Source organism: Burkholderia sp. Bmkn7 (assembly GCF_041103175.1).
GTDB lineage: Bacteria > Pseudomonadota > Gammaproteobacteria > Burkholderiales > Burkholderiaceae > Burkholderia > Burkholderia cepacia.
The window spans coordinates 3,376,124-3,390,700 of sequence record NZ_JBGCUH010000002.1; the positions used below are offsets into that span (position 1 = coordinate 3,376,124).

Here is a 14,577-nt window from a genome sequence, read left to right on the forward strand (position 1 = left end):
AGGATTACGAGAGGTTGACGTAATGCAATCGAAAGATTCGCATTGCTTCGTTTTTGCCGAAGCGATCGAAGCGAACCTGTCGCGGTGTCGGTCGAGCAACGCACCACGACGCCTGTATTACGGGCCGGCAGCCGCGGCGGCCGGCCCGCATATCGCGAAACCGGCGCCGCTCAGCCTTCCGCCATCATCAGCAACTGCGCGCCATCCGAAACCTGGTCGCCGACGCCGTACAGCACTTCCGCGACGACGCCCGCGCTCGGCGCGCCGATCGTGTGCTCCATCTTCATCGCTTCCATCACGATCAGCGGCGTGCCCGCCTCGACCTTCTGGCCCGGCTCGACCAGCACCGCGATCACCTTGCCGGGCATCGGCGCGGTCAGGCGGCCGCCGCCCTGCTCCGCATCACCCGCATGCGCGAGCAGGTTGCGCCATTCGAACGTCTCGGCCGCGCCTTGCGAGAACACGTGGAAGGTGTCGCCGTCCGCATACACGCGGCCGCTGCTGCGCACGCCGCCGAGCGTCACGTCGAAATCGAGCGGCGTGGCGCCACGCGTCCACGTGAACGGTTGCGCGGCCGCGCCGCCGGTCGCGAGGCGCGCGACAGCGCCGTCGTCCTCGTACGTGACCGTCACGTCCGCTTCGCGCTCGGCCGCATGCCAGTCGAGCGTGCGGCGATAGCCGCCGTTCAGCCGCCAGTCCGGCAGCGCGCCCCACGGCGACGAACCCTGCGCGGCCGCGCCGCGTTCGCGCGCGAGCAGCGCCGCGCATGCGAGCGCGAGCATCGCGCGCGGTGGCTCTTGCGGCGCGAACAGCACATCGTGATTGCGCTCGATCAGGCCCGTGTCGAGATCGGCCGTCGCGAACGGCTCGCACGCGACGATCCGCTGCAGGAACGCGGCATTCGTGTGCAGGCCGACCACTTCGCATGCACGCAGCGCGCGCAGCATCAGCCCCAGTGCTTCCGCGCGGTCCGCGCCGTGGACGATCAGCTTCGCGATCATCGGATCGTAGAACGGCGTGATCGCATCGCGTTCGCGCACGCCGCTGTCGACGCGCACCGATGCGCCGATCGCGAACTCGACGCCGGCCGGCAGCCGCAGGTGCTTCAGCGTGCCCGTGGACGGCAGGAAACCGCGCGCCGGGTTCTCCGCATAAAGGCGCGCCTCGAGCGCGTGACCCTGCACGCGCAGTTCGTCCTGCTGCAGCGGCAGCGGCTCGCCGGATGCGACACGCAGTTGCCATTCGACGAGATCGAGCCCGGTGACCATCTCGGTGACCGGATGCTCGACCTGCAGGCGCGTGTTCATTTCCATGAAGTAGAACGCGTCGCCCGTCATGATGAATTCGACGGTGCCCGCGCCGACATAACCGACCGCGCGCGCGGCCGCGACGGCCGCTTCGCCCATCGCCTCGCGCACGTCGTCGTGCAGGCCCGGCGCCGGCGCTTCCTCGAGCACCTTCTGGTGACGGCGCTGCACCGAGCAGTCGCGGTCGAACAGGTACACGGTATTGCCGTGCGTGTCGCCGAACACCTGCACCTCGACGTGACGCGGGCGCGTCAGGTATTTCTCGATCAGCACGCGGTCGTTGCCGAAGCTGCTCGCGGCTTCGCGCTGGCACGACGCGAGCGCCGCGGGGAAATCGTCGGAGCGCTCGACCACGCGCATCCCCTTGCCGCCGCCGCCCGCGCTCGCCTTCAACAACACCGGGTAGCCGATCGCGTCGGCTTCGCGATGCAGGTTGGCCGCGTCCTGGTCGTCGCCGTGATAACCGGGCACGAGCGGCACGGCGGCCGCGTGCATCAGCGCCTTCGCGGCGGCCTTCGAGCCCATCGCCGCGATCGCGTCGACCGGCGGCCCGATGAAGACGATGCCGGCCGCTTCGCACGCATGCGCGAAATCTTCGTTCTCCGACAGGAATCCGTAGCCGGGGTGGATCGCCTGCGCGCCGGTTGCGCGCGCGGCTTCGATGATGCGCTCGATGCGCAGGTAGCTGTCCGCGGCGGCCGAGCCGCCGATGTGCACGGCTTCGTCGCACGCGGCCACGTGTTTCGCGTTCGCGTCCGCGTCGGAATAGACGGCGACGCTCGCGATCCCGAGACGTTTGCACGTCGCGGCGACGCGGCACGCGATTTCGCCGCGGTTGGCGATCAGAATCTTGTCGAACATGGCTTCGGTGTCGTCCGGAAAGTTAGGGGCACGCCGTCATTCACGCCACGCAGGCGTGCGTTTCTCGAGAAAGGACGCGATCCCTTCGCGCGCTTCCGCGCCGGCCCGGGTTCGCGCGATCCAGTCGGCGGTCTGCTCGATCAGCGTCGCGTCGAGCGCGCGGCCGGCCACGTCGGCGACGAGCCGCTTGCATGCGCGCACCGCGTCGGGGCCGTTCGCGACGAGCGTCGCGGCCAGCTTCGCGACGGTTTCGTCGAGCGCATCGGCCGGCACCGCTTCGTGAATGAAGCCGAGCGACGCCGCGCGCGTGCTGTCGAACACCTCGGCCGTCGTGAAGTAACGGCGCGCCGCGCGCTCGCCCATCGCGCGCACCACGTAAGGCGCGATCGTCGCGGGAATCAGCCCGAGCCGCGCTTCCGACAGGCAGAACTTCACGCCGTCGGCGGCAATCGCGATGTCGGCCGCGGCCACCAGGCCCACGCCGCCCGCGTAGGCATCGCCGTGCACGCGGGCGATCACCGGCTTGCCGCAGCGATGAATCGCCTCGAGCATGCGCGCGAGCTTGCGCGCATCGGCGCGGTTCTCGTCGTCCGAGTAACCGGCCATCTTCTTCATCCAGTTCAGGTCCGCGCCCGCGCAGAACGCCGCGCCTTCCGCGGCGAGCACGATCGCGCGCACGCCTTCATGCGCGTCGAGCCATTCGAACGCGGTGGTCAGCTCGGCGATCGTCGTCTCGTTGAACGCGTTGCGCACATCGGGGCGCGCGAGCGTGACGGTCGCCACGCGGCCGGCTTCGCTTACCTTGATCGTTTCGTATCGCATCGGTCAGCCCTCCCGGCCGTTACATGCGGAACACGCCGAAGCGCGTGTCTTCGATCGGCGCGTTCATCGATGCGGCAAGGCCGAGCCCGAGCACGTCGCGCGTCTGCGCCGGGTCGATCACGCCGTCGTCCCACAGCCGCGCGCTCGCGTAATACGGATGGCCCTGACGCTCGTACTGGTCGCGGATCGGCTGCTTGAACGCGTCCTCTTCCTCGGTCGACCACGAACCGCCCTTCGCTTCGATGCCGTCGCGGCGCACCGTCGCGAGCACCGACGCGGCCTGCTCGCCGCCCATCACCGAGATCCGCGCGTTCGGCCACATCCACAGGAAGCGCGGGCCGAACGCGCGGCCGCACATCCCGTAGTTGCCGGCGCCGAACGAGCCGCCGATGATCACCGTGAACTTCGGCACCTTCGCGTTCGACACGGCCGTCACCATCTTCGCGCCGTGCCGCGCGATGCCTTCGTTCTCGTACTTGCGGCCGACCATGAAGCCCGTGATGTTCTGCAGGAACACGAGCGGAATCTTGCGCTGGCAGCACAGCTCGATGAAATGCGCGCCCTTCACGGCCGATTCGGAGAACAGGATGCCGTTGTTCGCGACGATCCCGACCGGGTGGCCCCAGATGTGCGCGAAACCGGTAACGAGCGTCGTGCCGTAGCGCGCCTTGAATTCGTCGAACTCCGAATCGTCGACGATACGCGCGATCACCTCGCGCACGTCGAACGGCTTGCGCGTATCGACCGGAATCACGCCGTACAGGCTCTTCGCGTCGTAGCGCGGCGGCTTCGGCTCGCGCAGCGCGACCGGCGGCGCGATCTTCGGCGCAAGGTGACTGACGATGGTGCGCGCGATCGACAGCGCATGCGCGTCGTTCTGCGCGAGATGGTCGGCCACGCCCGACAGGCGCGTATGCACGTCGCCGCCGCCGAGATCCTCGGCGCTCACTTCCTCGCCGGTCGCGGCCTTCACGAGCGGCGGGCCCCCCAGAAAAATCGTGCCCTGCTCCTTCACGATGATCGACTCGTCGCTCATCGCGGGCACGTACGCGCCGCCCGCCGTGCACGAGCCCATCACGACGGCGATCTGCGCGATTCCCGCGGCCGACATCGTCGCCTGGTTGAAGAAAATGCGGCCGAAGTGGTCGCGATCGGGAAACACGTCGTCCTGGTTCGGCAGGTTCGCGCCGCCCGAATCGACGAGGTACACGCACGGCAGCCGGTTTTCCGCGGCGATCTCCTGCGCGCGCACGTGCTTCTTCACGGTGACCGGGTAATAGGTGCCGCCCTTGACCGTCGCGTCGTTGCACACGATCACGCATTCGCGGCCGGCGATGCGGCCGATCCCGGTGATGACGCCCGCGCCCGGCGCGTCGTCGTTGTACATGCCGTTCGCCGCGAGCTGCGAGAACTCGAGGAACGGCGCGCCCGGATCGAGCAGTTGCGCGATGCGGTCGCGCGGCAGCAGCTTGCCGCGCGCCAGGTGCTTGTCGCGCGCGGCCTGGCCGCCGCCCTGCGCGAGCTGTTCGATCTTCGCGCGCAGATCGGCGACGACCGCCTCGAGCGCGGCGGCATTCGCGCGGTAGTCTTCCGAGCGCGGGTTCAGTTTCGATTCGATGATCGGCATCGACGGGGCTCCGTTCGCGTGACGTGGGGCGTTACATCGTTTCCGCGAACAGCTCGCGGCCGATCAGCATCCGGCGGATCTCGCTCGTGCCGGCGCCGATCTCGTACAGCTTCGCATCGCGCCACAGACGCCCGACCGGGTATTCGTTGATGTAGCCGTTGCCGCCGAGGATCTGGATCGCCTCGCCGGCCATCCACGTCGCCTTCTCGGCCGTATAGAGGATCACGCCCGCGCAGTCCTTGCGCACCTGGCGGATGTGGTCGCTGCCGGCCGAATCGAGGTGGCGGCCGACCGCGTACAGATACGCGCGGCACGCCTGGAACGTGGTGTACATGTCGGCGACCTTGCCCTGGATCAGCTGGAATTCGCCGATCGCCTGGCCGAACTGCTTGCGGTCGTGGATGTACGGCACGACCGCGTCGAGACACGCGGCCATGATGCCCGTCGGGCCGCCCGACAGCACGGCGCGCTCGTAGTCGAGGCCGCTCATCAGCACCTTCACGCCGCCGTTGAGCTGGCCGAGGATGTTTTCCTCGGGCACTTCGACGTCCTGGAACACCAGCTCGCCCGTGTGCGAGCCGCGCATGCCGAGCTTGTCGAGCTTCTGCGCGACCGAGAAGCCCTTCATCCCCTTCTCGACGATGAACGCGGTGATGCCGCGCGGGCCGGCTTCGAGGTCGGTCTTCGCGTAGACCACCAGCGTGTCGCAATCGGGCCCGTTGGTGATCCACATCTTCGTGCCGTTCAGCACGTAGCGATCGCCGCGCTTGTCGGCGCGCAGCTTCATGCTGACGACGTCCGAGCCGGCATTCGGCTCGCTCATCGCGAGCGCGCCGATGTGTTCGCCCGACACGAGCTTCGGCAGGTATTTCTGCTTTTGAGCCTCGGTGCCGTTGCGGTGGATCTGGTTCACGCACAGGTTCGAGTGCGCGCCGTACGACAGGCCGATCGACGCCGATGCGCGCGAGATCTCCTCCATCGCGACCATGTGCGCGGTATAGCCCATGTTCGCGCCGCCGTATTCCTCGGCCACCGTCATGCCCAGCACGCCGAGATCACCGAACTTCTTCCACAGATCCATCGGAAACTGGTCGGTGCGGTCGACCTCCGCCGCGCGCGGCGTGATTTCCTTCGCCGCGAACGTCGCGACGGCGTCGCGCAGCATCTCGATGTCTTCACCGAGCATGAATTGCACACCGGGCAGGTTGATCATGTCTCCTCCGTCTCCAGAAAGTGTGTGGCACCCACCGATTTCTGAGTTTCGCTCAAATCGAATGAATGCACCGATTCATTGACCAATACAGCGTAAATTTTGCACAGTTTCGCGCCTCGTCGGGTTCGGCGTCAATAGTTTTTTGAGTGACACTCAGATATCATGCCGAGATGACAGCCGCTACCGCCGACACCATGACCGCCACCGTCAAAGCCGATCGCGCCGACACGTCGCGCGCGCCCGCCGGGCGCAAATCCCAGCAACGCGTGCAGGACATCCTGCGCGCCGGCCGGGAAGTGTTCGCCGAAAAGGGTTACGAGCATGCGACGGCCGCCGAGATCGCGCAGCGCGTCGGCGTATCGGAGGCGACGGTGTTCAGCTACTTCCGCGGCAAGCGCGAGCTGTGCGCGCGCGTCATCGCGGATTGGTACGACGAAAACATCGCCGCGTTCGAGCAGGGGATGCCGCAGGAAGCGTCGGTGCGGCAGCAGTTCGCGTTCATCGTGCGCACCCACCTGCGGCTGATGCTGGTGAACGGCACGGGCCTGTGCGCGCTGGTGTTGTCGGAAGGCCGCGCGAAGCAGCATGCGCTGAGCGACGAACTCACCGCGCTGCAGCGCCGCTACACCGCGCCGCTGATGGACGTGCTCGCGCGCGGCCAGGCGGCCGGGCAGGTGCGTACCGACCTGCCGCTGAGCCTGCTGCGCTCGATGGTGTTCGGGCCGATCGAGCACGTGCTGTGGGATGCGATCCTCGGGCACCGCAAGCTCGACACGGAAACGACGGCCACGCAGCTCGTCGACATGCTGTGGGCCGCCGTGCAGCCGCCGGCGCCGGAGCAGGCGGCGCTCGTGCGGTTCAGGAATGAAGTGGCGGAAGCCGTGCGGCGGCTGGAAGGGGAAGCGTCACGCCCGTGACGCAGGGGTGCGGCCCCGGCGCGCGTCGCATCGTGCGCCACACGTAACCGACCGCTAGGAATCCTCGCCGACACGCAGCGGCGCGCGGCTCTGCTCGTTGTTCAAATGGACGAACTTGCGCAACAGGCGTACGAGCTCCTGCGAATCTTCCTCGCCCATCCCGTCGAACAGGCCGGCACGCAGCTCCTGCACTGACGGAATCAGGCGCGCGAGCAGTTCGACGCCCGTCGGTGTCAGCAGCAGGCGCCGCTGACGCCGCGGCAGCACTTCGCGAACGATCAATCCTTTCGCTTCGAGCCGGACCGCGAGGTCGGCCGTGGTCGACGTGTCGAGCGCCACCCGCTGCGCCAGCGTCACCTGATCGAGCCCCGGACACTCGTAGAGCATCCGCAGGACGGCGTACTGCACCGGCGTCACGTCGCGGCCCAGCTTCTCGTAGAACATCGCGACGGCAATCTGGTGCGCGCGCCGGATCAGGTGCCCCGGCTCGTCGTACAGGTCGAGCGGGAAAGCCGGCGCGTCGGCGGGATTCGTTTTTTCCATGAATGAGTCGATGACATAGGCGGCGCGCGCCGGTTGCGCGCGCCGACGGCATGGCGCTGCCTCGCGCCATTTCCCGGGAAAACCAGTATACCGCTCGCCTTGCCCCGGCTTATCTCAATGCGTACACTGAATCTCATTCAGTACACGGAATGAAGAACTGCCGCATGTCAGCGGCACCGCCCCGAAGGAGACGACGAACGTGTTTCTCAAGAACGCTTGGTATGTGGCGTGCACGCCCGATGAAATCGACGGCAAGCCGCTGGGCCGCAAGATCTGCAATGAATCGATGGTGTTTTACCGCGCGGCGGACGGACGAGTCGCCGCGCTCGAGGACTTCTGCCCGCACCGCGGCGCCCCGCTGTCGCTGGGATTCGTGCGCGACGGTGTGCTCGTGTGCGGTTATCACGGGCTGGAAATGGGCTGCGACGGCAAGGCGTCCGGCATGCCGGGCCAGCGCGTCGGCGGCTTCCCGCCGATTCGCAGCTTCCCGGTGATCGAGCGCTACGGATTCGTCTGGGTCTGGCCGGGCAATGCGTCGGAAGCCGATCCCGCCAAGCTGCCCGCGCTGGCCTGGGCCGAAGACCCGGCCTGGGCGCACGGCGGCGGCCTCTATCACATCCGTTGCGATTACCGGCTGATGATCGACAACCTGATGGACCTCACGCACGAAACCTACGTGCATGCGTCGAGCATCGGCCAGAAGGAAATCGACGAAGCGCCGCCGAAGACGATCAGCCGCGGCGACGAAGTCGTCACGAGCCGCTTCATGGAGAACGTGATGCCGCCCCCGTTCTGGCGGATGGCGCTGCGCGGCAACGGGCTCGCCGACGACGTGCCGGTCGACCGCTGGCAGATCTGCCGCTTCACGCCGCCGAGCCACGTGATGATCGAAGTGGGCGTCGCCCATGCGGGGCACGGCGGCTACGACGCGCCGGCCGAGTTGAAGGCGTCGTCGATCGTGGTCGACTTCATCACGCCCGAGACGGACACCTCGATCTGGTATTTCTGGGGCATGGCGCGCAACTTCCGGCCCGACGATCACGCGCTGACCGCCGAGATCCGCGAAGGCCAGGGCAAGATCTTCGCCGAGGATCTCGAGATGCTCGAACGCCAGCAGCTCAACCTCGAGCAGTGGCCGGACCGCAAGCTGCTCAAACTCAACATCGACGCCGGCGGCGTGCTGTCGCGCAAGGTGATCGACCGGCTGCTCGCCGAAGAAAACGCGGCGAGCCCGCAGCGGCCAGTGATTCCGGTCGCGCAGGTCAAGGAGGCGTCATGAGCGCCGCGACATTGACGGTCCGGGTGGCCCGCAAGTGGCAGGAAGCGCGCGACATCTGCGGTTTCGAATTCGTCAGCGACGACGGTTCGCCGCTGCCGGGCTTTGAAGCCGGCGCCCACATCGACGTGCATTTGCCGGGCGGGCTCGTGCGCCAGTACTCGCTGTGCAATCACCCGGAACACGCCGATCGCTATCAGATCGCCGTGCTGCGCGATGCCGACGGCCGCGGCGGGTCGCGCGCGATCCACGACGAAGTCCGGCAAGGCGATACCGTGCGGATCGGCGTGCCGCGCAACCAGTTTCCCCTCGCCCCCGACGCTCCGCACCACCTGCTGCTCGCGGGCGGGATCGGCGTCACGCCGATCCTCAGCATGGCGGAACGACTGTTCTCGTCCGGCATGCCGTTCGACATGCACTACTGCGCGCGCTCGACTGATCGCATGGCCTTCGTCGAGCGGATCAACGCGGCCGGGTTTCACGATCGCGCCCGCCTCCACGTCGACGACGGCGATCCCGGGCAACGCTTCGACCTCGCCGCCGTGCTCGCCGCCGCGCCCGCAGGCACGCACCTGTATGTATGCGGCCCGCGCGGCTTCATGGACGCAGTGCTGAACGCCGCGCGCGAGCGCAACTGGGCCGAAGCGCGGCTGCACTACGAGTTCTTCGGCGGCGCGGTTGCGTCGTCCGGCGCGGACCGTGCGTTCCAGGTTCGGATCGCGAGCAGCGGCATGGTGATCGACGTGCCGGCCGAATGCACGGTCATCGCGGCGCTGGCGGCGAACGGCGTCGACGTGCTGACGTCGTGCGAACAAGGCGTATGCGGCACCTGCGCGACACGTGTGCTCGAAGGCGAGCCCGATCATCGCGACGCGTATCTGACCGACGACGAAAAGGCAGCCGGCGATCAGTTCATGCCGTGCTGCTCGCGATCGCGAAGCGACCTGCTGGTCCTCGATCTGTAGATCCGCAAATCTGTAGACGGACCGCCCGACTCGCGGCGGCCAACCACAATACTGGAGACGATCAATGGAGCAACATGCCCCGTCACCGCTCAGTACTACTCAGTTCCCGGCCGACCGATGGTGGGTCGCCGCGCTGTCATCCGAGCTGACGGACAAACCCGTCGCCCGCACGCTCCTCGGCCGCCCGGTCGTCCTGTTCCGGTTGCCGTCCGGGGAAGTCGGTGCGCTGGAGGATCGCTGCTGCCACAAGTCGCTGCCGTTGTCGTGCGGCTCGCTCGAATCGCGCGGCCTGCGCTGCGGCTATCACGGCCTGCTGTTCGACCGCGACGGCACGTGCGTGGAGATTCCCGGCCAGGACCGGATTCCGGCGAAGGCGTGCGTGTCGTCGTATCCGGTACGGGAACAGGACGCCATCGTGTGGATCTGGCTCGGCGCCGACGCGCACGCTCGGCCGACGAGCGCGCCGCCACGCTATGCGTTCCATGCCGATCCGCAATACCGGTTCGGCGGCGGCCACTACCATTACGACGCACCGTATCAACTGATTCACGACAACCTGATGGACCTGAGCCACCTCGGTTATGTCCATCTGAAAACGATCGGCGGCAACGCGGCGCTGCACATGGGTGCGGAAACCCGCGTCAGCAGCGACGGCGATACCGTGACGCTGGTTCGCCGGATGCCGGATTCCGACCCGCCGCCAACCTATACCGCTGCGTGGCCGTTCGCGGGCCGCGTCGACCGCTGGCAGGAAATCGAATTCCACGTGTCGCACATCCGGATCTGGACCGGCGCGATGGATGCCGGCACCGGCGACCTGCACGATCCGGCACGCGGCGGCTTTCACATGCGCGGCTTCCACGGCATCACGCCCGAGACGGAAACGACGACGCACTACTTCTGGACCGTCGCGACCAATCCGCAACACGACGTCGAGCGCGTCGCGCAAACGGTCATCGAGCAATCCGCGGCGACGTTCGACGAGGACAAGGCCGTGATCGAAGCGCAATACCGGAACCAGCTGCGGTTTCCGGGCGGCCGCCAGATCGACATTCACGTCGACGCGGGCCCCAATCGCGCGCGGCGCGTGATCGAGCGGCTGCTGCTCGAACCCGCTTGAGCATCGCGCCGCTCCGCCGACAACACCCGCCGGTCGCGACGGGCGCTCTGCAGGGTGTCCCGTCGGCCCGTTCAATCGCTTTCGCCCCATTCGCCAACACCGGTCTCGATTTCATCCCATTTAATTAGTCATACTATTTACAAGGATCTTTGACGTGAGCGCAAACATCCGCAATACGATCGACGAATCCCCGATGAGCACGTTCCAGACGATGGCGGTCACCGCCTGCGTCGTGCTGAACATGCTCGACGGCTTCGACGTGCTGGCCATCGCGTTCGCCGCGCCGCACCTGGCGGCCGAGTGGAAACTGAGCGGCAAGGAAATCGGCCTGCTGCTGAGCGCCGGGCTGGCCGGCATGGGCATCGGCTCGGTGCTGATCGCGCCGCTCGCCGACCGCGTCGGCCGCCGCCGCATCATCCTGCTCTGCCTCGCCGTGATCTCGACCGGGATGCTCGCCTGCGCGGCCACGCACAGCACGATTCAACTCGCCGTCACGCGTGCGTACACGGGGCTCGGCATCGGCGGCATGCTGGCGAGCCTGACCGTCATCAGCGGCGAATACGCATCGAGCAAATGGCGCAGCGCCGCGATCGGCATGCAGTCGACCGGCTATGCGATCGGCGCGACCGGCGGCGGCGTCATCGCCGGCTACCTGCTGTCGACGTGGGGATGGCGCAGCGTATTCGCGTTCGGCGGCATCCTGACCTTGCTGGCGATCCCGATGGTGCTCGCATTGCTGCCGGAATCGCTCGACTTCCTGCTGGCAAGGCGTCCGGACAACGCGCTGCAGAAAATCAACCGCATCCTCGCGAGAATGAAGCGCGCGCCGATCGACATGCTGCCCGCGGCGACTGCCGCCGTCGACTCGGCGAACGCCGCGTCGAGCTGGACGGCCGTGCTGCGCGCGCCGCTGACGCGCCGCACGATCGCACTGTGGATCGCATTCTTTCTCGTGATGGGCAGCTTCTACTTCGTCGTGAGCTGGACACCGAAGCTGCTGGTTCAGGCCGGGTTGTCGGCATCGCAGGGGGTCACCGGTGGCGTGCTGCTCAATCTCGGCGGCATTGCGGGCGCGTCGCTCTTCAGCCTGCTGTCGACACGGTTCGGCCTCCGTAACCTGCTCGGCGCGACGCTGCTGCTCGGCGGCGCGCTGATGGTCGTGTTCGGCGCGAACACCGGCTCGCTCGGGATCGGGATGACGGTCGGGGTATTCCTCGGCGCCGTGATCAATGCGTGCGTGGCCGGCATGTATGCGCTGTCGCCGACGCCGTATCCCGCCGAAATCCGCACGACCGGCATCGGCCTCGCGGTCGGCATCGGCCGCCTCGGCGCGATCCTGTCGCCGATGACGGTCGGTGCGCTGCTGGACGACGGCTGGTCCGTGTCCCATCTGTATCTCGCGTTCCTCGTGCCGATGATTGGCGCGGCGATCGCCGTCGCCGTGGTGGGTACGCGTGCCGCGGCACCGCACAGGCAACGCGACCCGGCGATGTCGTAACGCACGACGCACGCAGCCTTGCCGATACCCGTCGGCATCCCGGATCGGCTCGGGTCATAAAAATATCGATAAGCATATCTACATACTGTTTGGAGACAGCCATGAAAACGAAACTGGGCGCCGCACTCGCGACGGCGATGGCACTGACGCTGGCGCTGGCCGGACCGGCCTGCGCACAAAGCAGCGTGACGCTGTACGGGATCATCGATACCGGCGTGTCCTACTACAACAACGCCGCACATGGCGGATCGTTCACGGGTATGCCGACACTGACCGGCGAAGTGCCGTCACGCTGGGGGCTGAGGGGCACGGAGGATCTCGGCGGCGGCTACCAGGCTTTCTTCATGCTCGAGAACGGCTTCCAGCCCGGGACGGGCGCACTGAACTACGGCGGGCGCCTGTTCGGGCGACAGGCGAACGTGGGCGTGAACAGTCCGTTCGGCGCGCTGACCCTCGGCCGCCAGATGAACATGTCGATGATCGTGCTGACCAATGCGGACGTGATCGGCCCGTCGATTCACTCGATGGCGGATTTCGATTCCTATCTGCCGAACGCGCGCAGCGACAATGCGATCGGTTACAAGGGCACGTTCCACGGTGTGACGCTCGGCGCCACCTACAGCTTCGGCCGCGACGCGGCCGGGCCGGCCGGGCCGTCGGCGACAGGCTGTGCCGGACAGGTGCCCGGCGACTTCGTCGCTTGCCGCCAATACACGGCGATGCTCGCGTATGACGCGAGCAATTTCGGGCTCGCCGCGTCGCACGACGTGATGCGCGGCGGCGGCGGTGCGCTCGCGCCGCTGAACAATCCGGCCTACACCGACACGCGCGACATCGTCGCCGGCTACGTGAAGATCGGCCCCGCGAAACTGGGCGCCGGCTGGATTCGCCGCAATCTCGCGGCAGCCGAGCACCTGCAGGCCGATATCGTGTTCGCCGGCGGCACGTACTACGCGACGCCCTACCTCGCGCTCGACCTTCAGGGCGTCCGCTACCTGCAACGCCGGGAAAACAGCGAAGGCGGCACGAACGCCACGCTGCTCGTCGGCCGCGCGAACTATTTCCTGTCGAAGCGGACGACCGTCTATACGTCGGTGGGCTACATGTTCAACAGCACGCTGGCCGCGAACGCGGTCGCCGCAGGCGGGACGGTCGGCACCGGGATGAACCAGCTCGGCGTGATGGCCGGCATCCAGCAGAAGTTCTGAACGCCGGACGCCCGTGCGCCGGTCAGTTGGCGAGACGGCAGTGGGCCAGCTTCAGGCCCGGCAACACGGGCGCATCGATATAGCCTTCGTTCACGCAGCTGAAGCGGAAAGCCGCCGACGTGACGAACGGCTTGATTTCGCCGCCGGGGAATTTCGGCTTCAGCGCATCCTGATCGGCCACGTCGAAATGCGTATCGAACTGCTCGCCGTCGGCCGTCAGCGCGCCGAAGTAAGTGCCGCCCGGATCGCTGCCCATCCGGATCACGGCGCCGACGAACGTGAGGCGCTTGCCGTCGTACTTCGCCTTCGCGGCGGCCACGTCCTGCGTGTAGGCCTCGATCACGGCGCCGTAGTGCGCGTCGATCGCGTCGGCATCGGAAGCCGCGCAAGCAGCCTGGTGAATGCCTGCCAGCAGCGCGCAGGCCGCAAGCGCGGCCGCCGCGAACGGCGCGGAAATCTTCTTCATGGGTGGTCTCCCGTCTAGTGTGGTGGTTGAAGTGATTGAAGCCCGGCGCAACGCCGGATGAATTCGCTTCCGTTGCTTTAATCGTTCGAATGGCGGATGACGGCTGCGATCACTTCATCGCCCGCGTGGTCGTGCGCGGTGCGTGGCGTCGCGCGGAACGCGACGTGACAGGAAGATGACATGGTGCGGCCCCCGGTTCTCTCGTTGAATTTCACTGCGTCTGATTTTTGCTACGTTAGCAGGCGGGTGAATGACCTGCAATATCGGTTTGTAATAGCGCCCCGGATACTGTGGACATCCGTTAAACGGTAGGGCCTCCGCCGGTAACGACGAGCGTCGCGCCGCAGCTTGTGCTGCTGCCGTGGCGGGCGATTCGGCGTCCGCTCACTGTCCCGAAACCACCGTTAGTGATGACCCCCGGACCGTGTAACGGGCACGATACCGTATCACCGACACACGCGACCGGACGACCATCAACGACGACGCCCGCGTCAGCCGACGTCACCTCCCCTCCATGTGTCGTCGACGTACCAATGGTTGCGATTGGTGCTGGCATTCAGATATCCCTCAATTTAATTACCCATCTCTTCCAAGGAATCGACATCTGACTATCGGCGTTCCGCTTTCTATTTTCTATCGGGCCTTCCAAAATAATTCGCCAGCACCGAACAAACGCAGAGGTAACCGACCGCGCAGATGAAAAACAGCCAACCTCCCCCAAGATACCTCTTCACCGGCTCATAAAGAAAAGCAA

At 66.8% G+C, this 14,577-nt stretch carries 13 protein-coding genes; 6 read left to right on the forward strand and 7 right to left on the reverse strand.

The features are described 5' to 3' along the window. Nucleotides 1-170 precede the first annotated feature (170 nt). Genes AB3K92_RS20980 through AB3K92_RS20995 form a run of 4 tightly spaced genes read right to left on the reverse strand, consistent with a single transcriptional unit; the run spans nt 171 to nt 5,830 of the window. Nucleotides 171-2,168 (reverse strand): acetyl-CoA carboxylase biotin carboxylase subunit, encoded by a 1,998-nt coding sequence (locus AB3K92_RS20980; RefSeq protein ID WP_369465738.1) that lies wholly within the window; start codon nt 2,166-2,168, stop codon nt 171-173. A 36-nt stretch (nt 2,169-2,204) separates the two neighbouring features. Continuing rightward, nucleotides 2,205-2,990, reverse strand: a complete 786-nt coding sequence (locus tag AB3K92_RS20985; protein WP_059619767.1) for an enoyl-CoA hydratase/isomerase family protein — start codon at nt 2,988-2,990, stop codon at nt 2,205-2,207. A gap of 19 nt (nt 2,991-3,009) precedes the next feature. Beyond that, complete coding sequence (locus AB3K92_RS20990) at nt 3,010-4,617, reverse strand: carboxyl transferase domain-containing protein (protein ID WP_369465739.1); 1,608 nt, start codon at nt 4,615-4,617, stop codon at nt 3,010-3,012. A gap of 31 nt (nt 4,618-4,648) precedes the next feature. After that, nucleotides 4,649-5,830 carry an isovaleryl-CoA dehydrogenase gene (locus AB3K92_RS20995; protein ID WP_021163017.1) on the reverse strand — a complete coding sequence of 394 codons (1,182 nt, stop codon included), beginning with the start codon at nt 5,828-5,830 and terminating at the stop codon, nt 4,649-4,651. Between the two features lie 170 nt (nt 5,831-6,000). On the opposite strand from AB3K92_RS20995, the gene AB3K92_RS21000 reads away from it, so the two are divergent. Then, a complete protein-coding gene (locus tag AB3K92_RS21000) occupies nt 6,001-6,747 on the forward strand; it encodes a TetR/AcrR family transcriptional regulator (RefSeq protein WP_021163016.1) in 747 nt (248 codons plus the stop codon). 54 nt (nt 6,748-6,801) lie between these two features. On the opposite strand, the gene AB3K92_RS21005 is transcribed toward AB3K92_RS21000, so the two are convergent. Next, nucleotides 6,802-7,290, reverse strand: a complete 489-nt coding sequence (locus AB3K92_RS21005) for a MarR family winged helix-turn-helix transcriptional regulator (RefSeq protein ID WP_369465740.1) — start codon at nt 7,288-7,290, stop codon at nt 6,802-6,804. A gap of 199 nt (nt 7,291-7,489) precedes the next feature. Here AB3K92_RS21005 and AB3K92_RS21010 point away from each other — a divergent pair, with 199 nt between their 5' ends. The 5 genes from AB3K92_RS21010 (at nt 7,490) to AB3K92_RS21030 (ending at nt 13,357) form a co-directional block, all read left to right on the forward strand. Continuing rightward, nucleotides 7,490-8,569 (forward strand): aromatic ring-hydroxylating dioxygenase subunit alpha, encoded by a 1,080-nt coding sequence (locus tag AB3K92_RS21010; protein WP_059648887.1) that lies wholly within the window; start codon nt 7,490-7,492, stop codon nt 8,567-8,569. Then, a complete protein-coding gene (locus tag AB3K92_RS21015; RefSeq protein WP_048025453.1) occupies nt 8,566-9,531 on the forward strand; it encodes a PDR/VanB family oxidoreductase in 966 nt (321 codons plus the stop codon). Before AB3K92_RS21010 ends, AB3K92_RS21015 begins: the two co-directional genes overlap by 4 nt. Nucleotides 9,532-9,595: 64 nt before the next feature. Next, nucleotides 9,596-10,651, forward strand: coding sequence for a Rieske 2Fe-2S domain-containing protein (locus AB3K92_RS21020; protein WP_369465741.1), 1,056 nt, complete (start codon nt 9,596-9,598; stop codon nt 10,649-10,651). Nucleotides 10,652-10,805: 154 nt separating this feature from the next. Further along, complete coding sequence (locus tag AB3K92_RS21025; protein WP_318827458.1) at nt 10,806-12,149, forward strand: MFS transporter; 1,344 nt, start codon at nt 10,806-10,808, stop codon at nt 12,147-12,149. A 101-nt stretch (nt 12,150-12,250) separates the two neighbouring features. After that, nucleotides 12,251-13,357, forward strand: a complete 1,107-nt coding sequence (locus AB3K92_RS21030) for a porin (RefSeq protein ID WP_369465742.1) — start codon at nt 12,251-12,253, stop codon at nt 13,355-13,357. A gap of 22 nt (nt 13,358-13,379) precedes the next feature. On the opposite strand, the gene AB3K92_RS21035 is transcribed toward AB3K92_RS21030, so the two are convergent. Beyond that, entirely contained in the window at nt 13,380-13,823 is a 444-nt protein-coding gene (locus AB3K92_RS21035; RefSeq protein WP_021163009.1) for a hypothetical protein, read from the reverse strand. Between the two features lie 301 nt (nt 13,824-14,124). Next, nucleotides 14,125-14,379, reverse strand: a complete 255-nt coding sequence (locus tag AB3K92_RS21040; RefSeq protein WP_081058140.1) for a PAAR domain-containing protein — start codon at nt 14,377-14,379, stop codon at nt 14,125-14,127. Nucleotides 14,380-14,577: the final 198 nt, after the last annotated feature.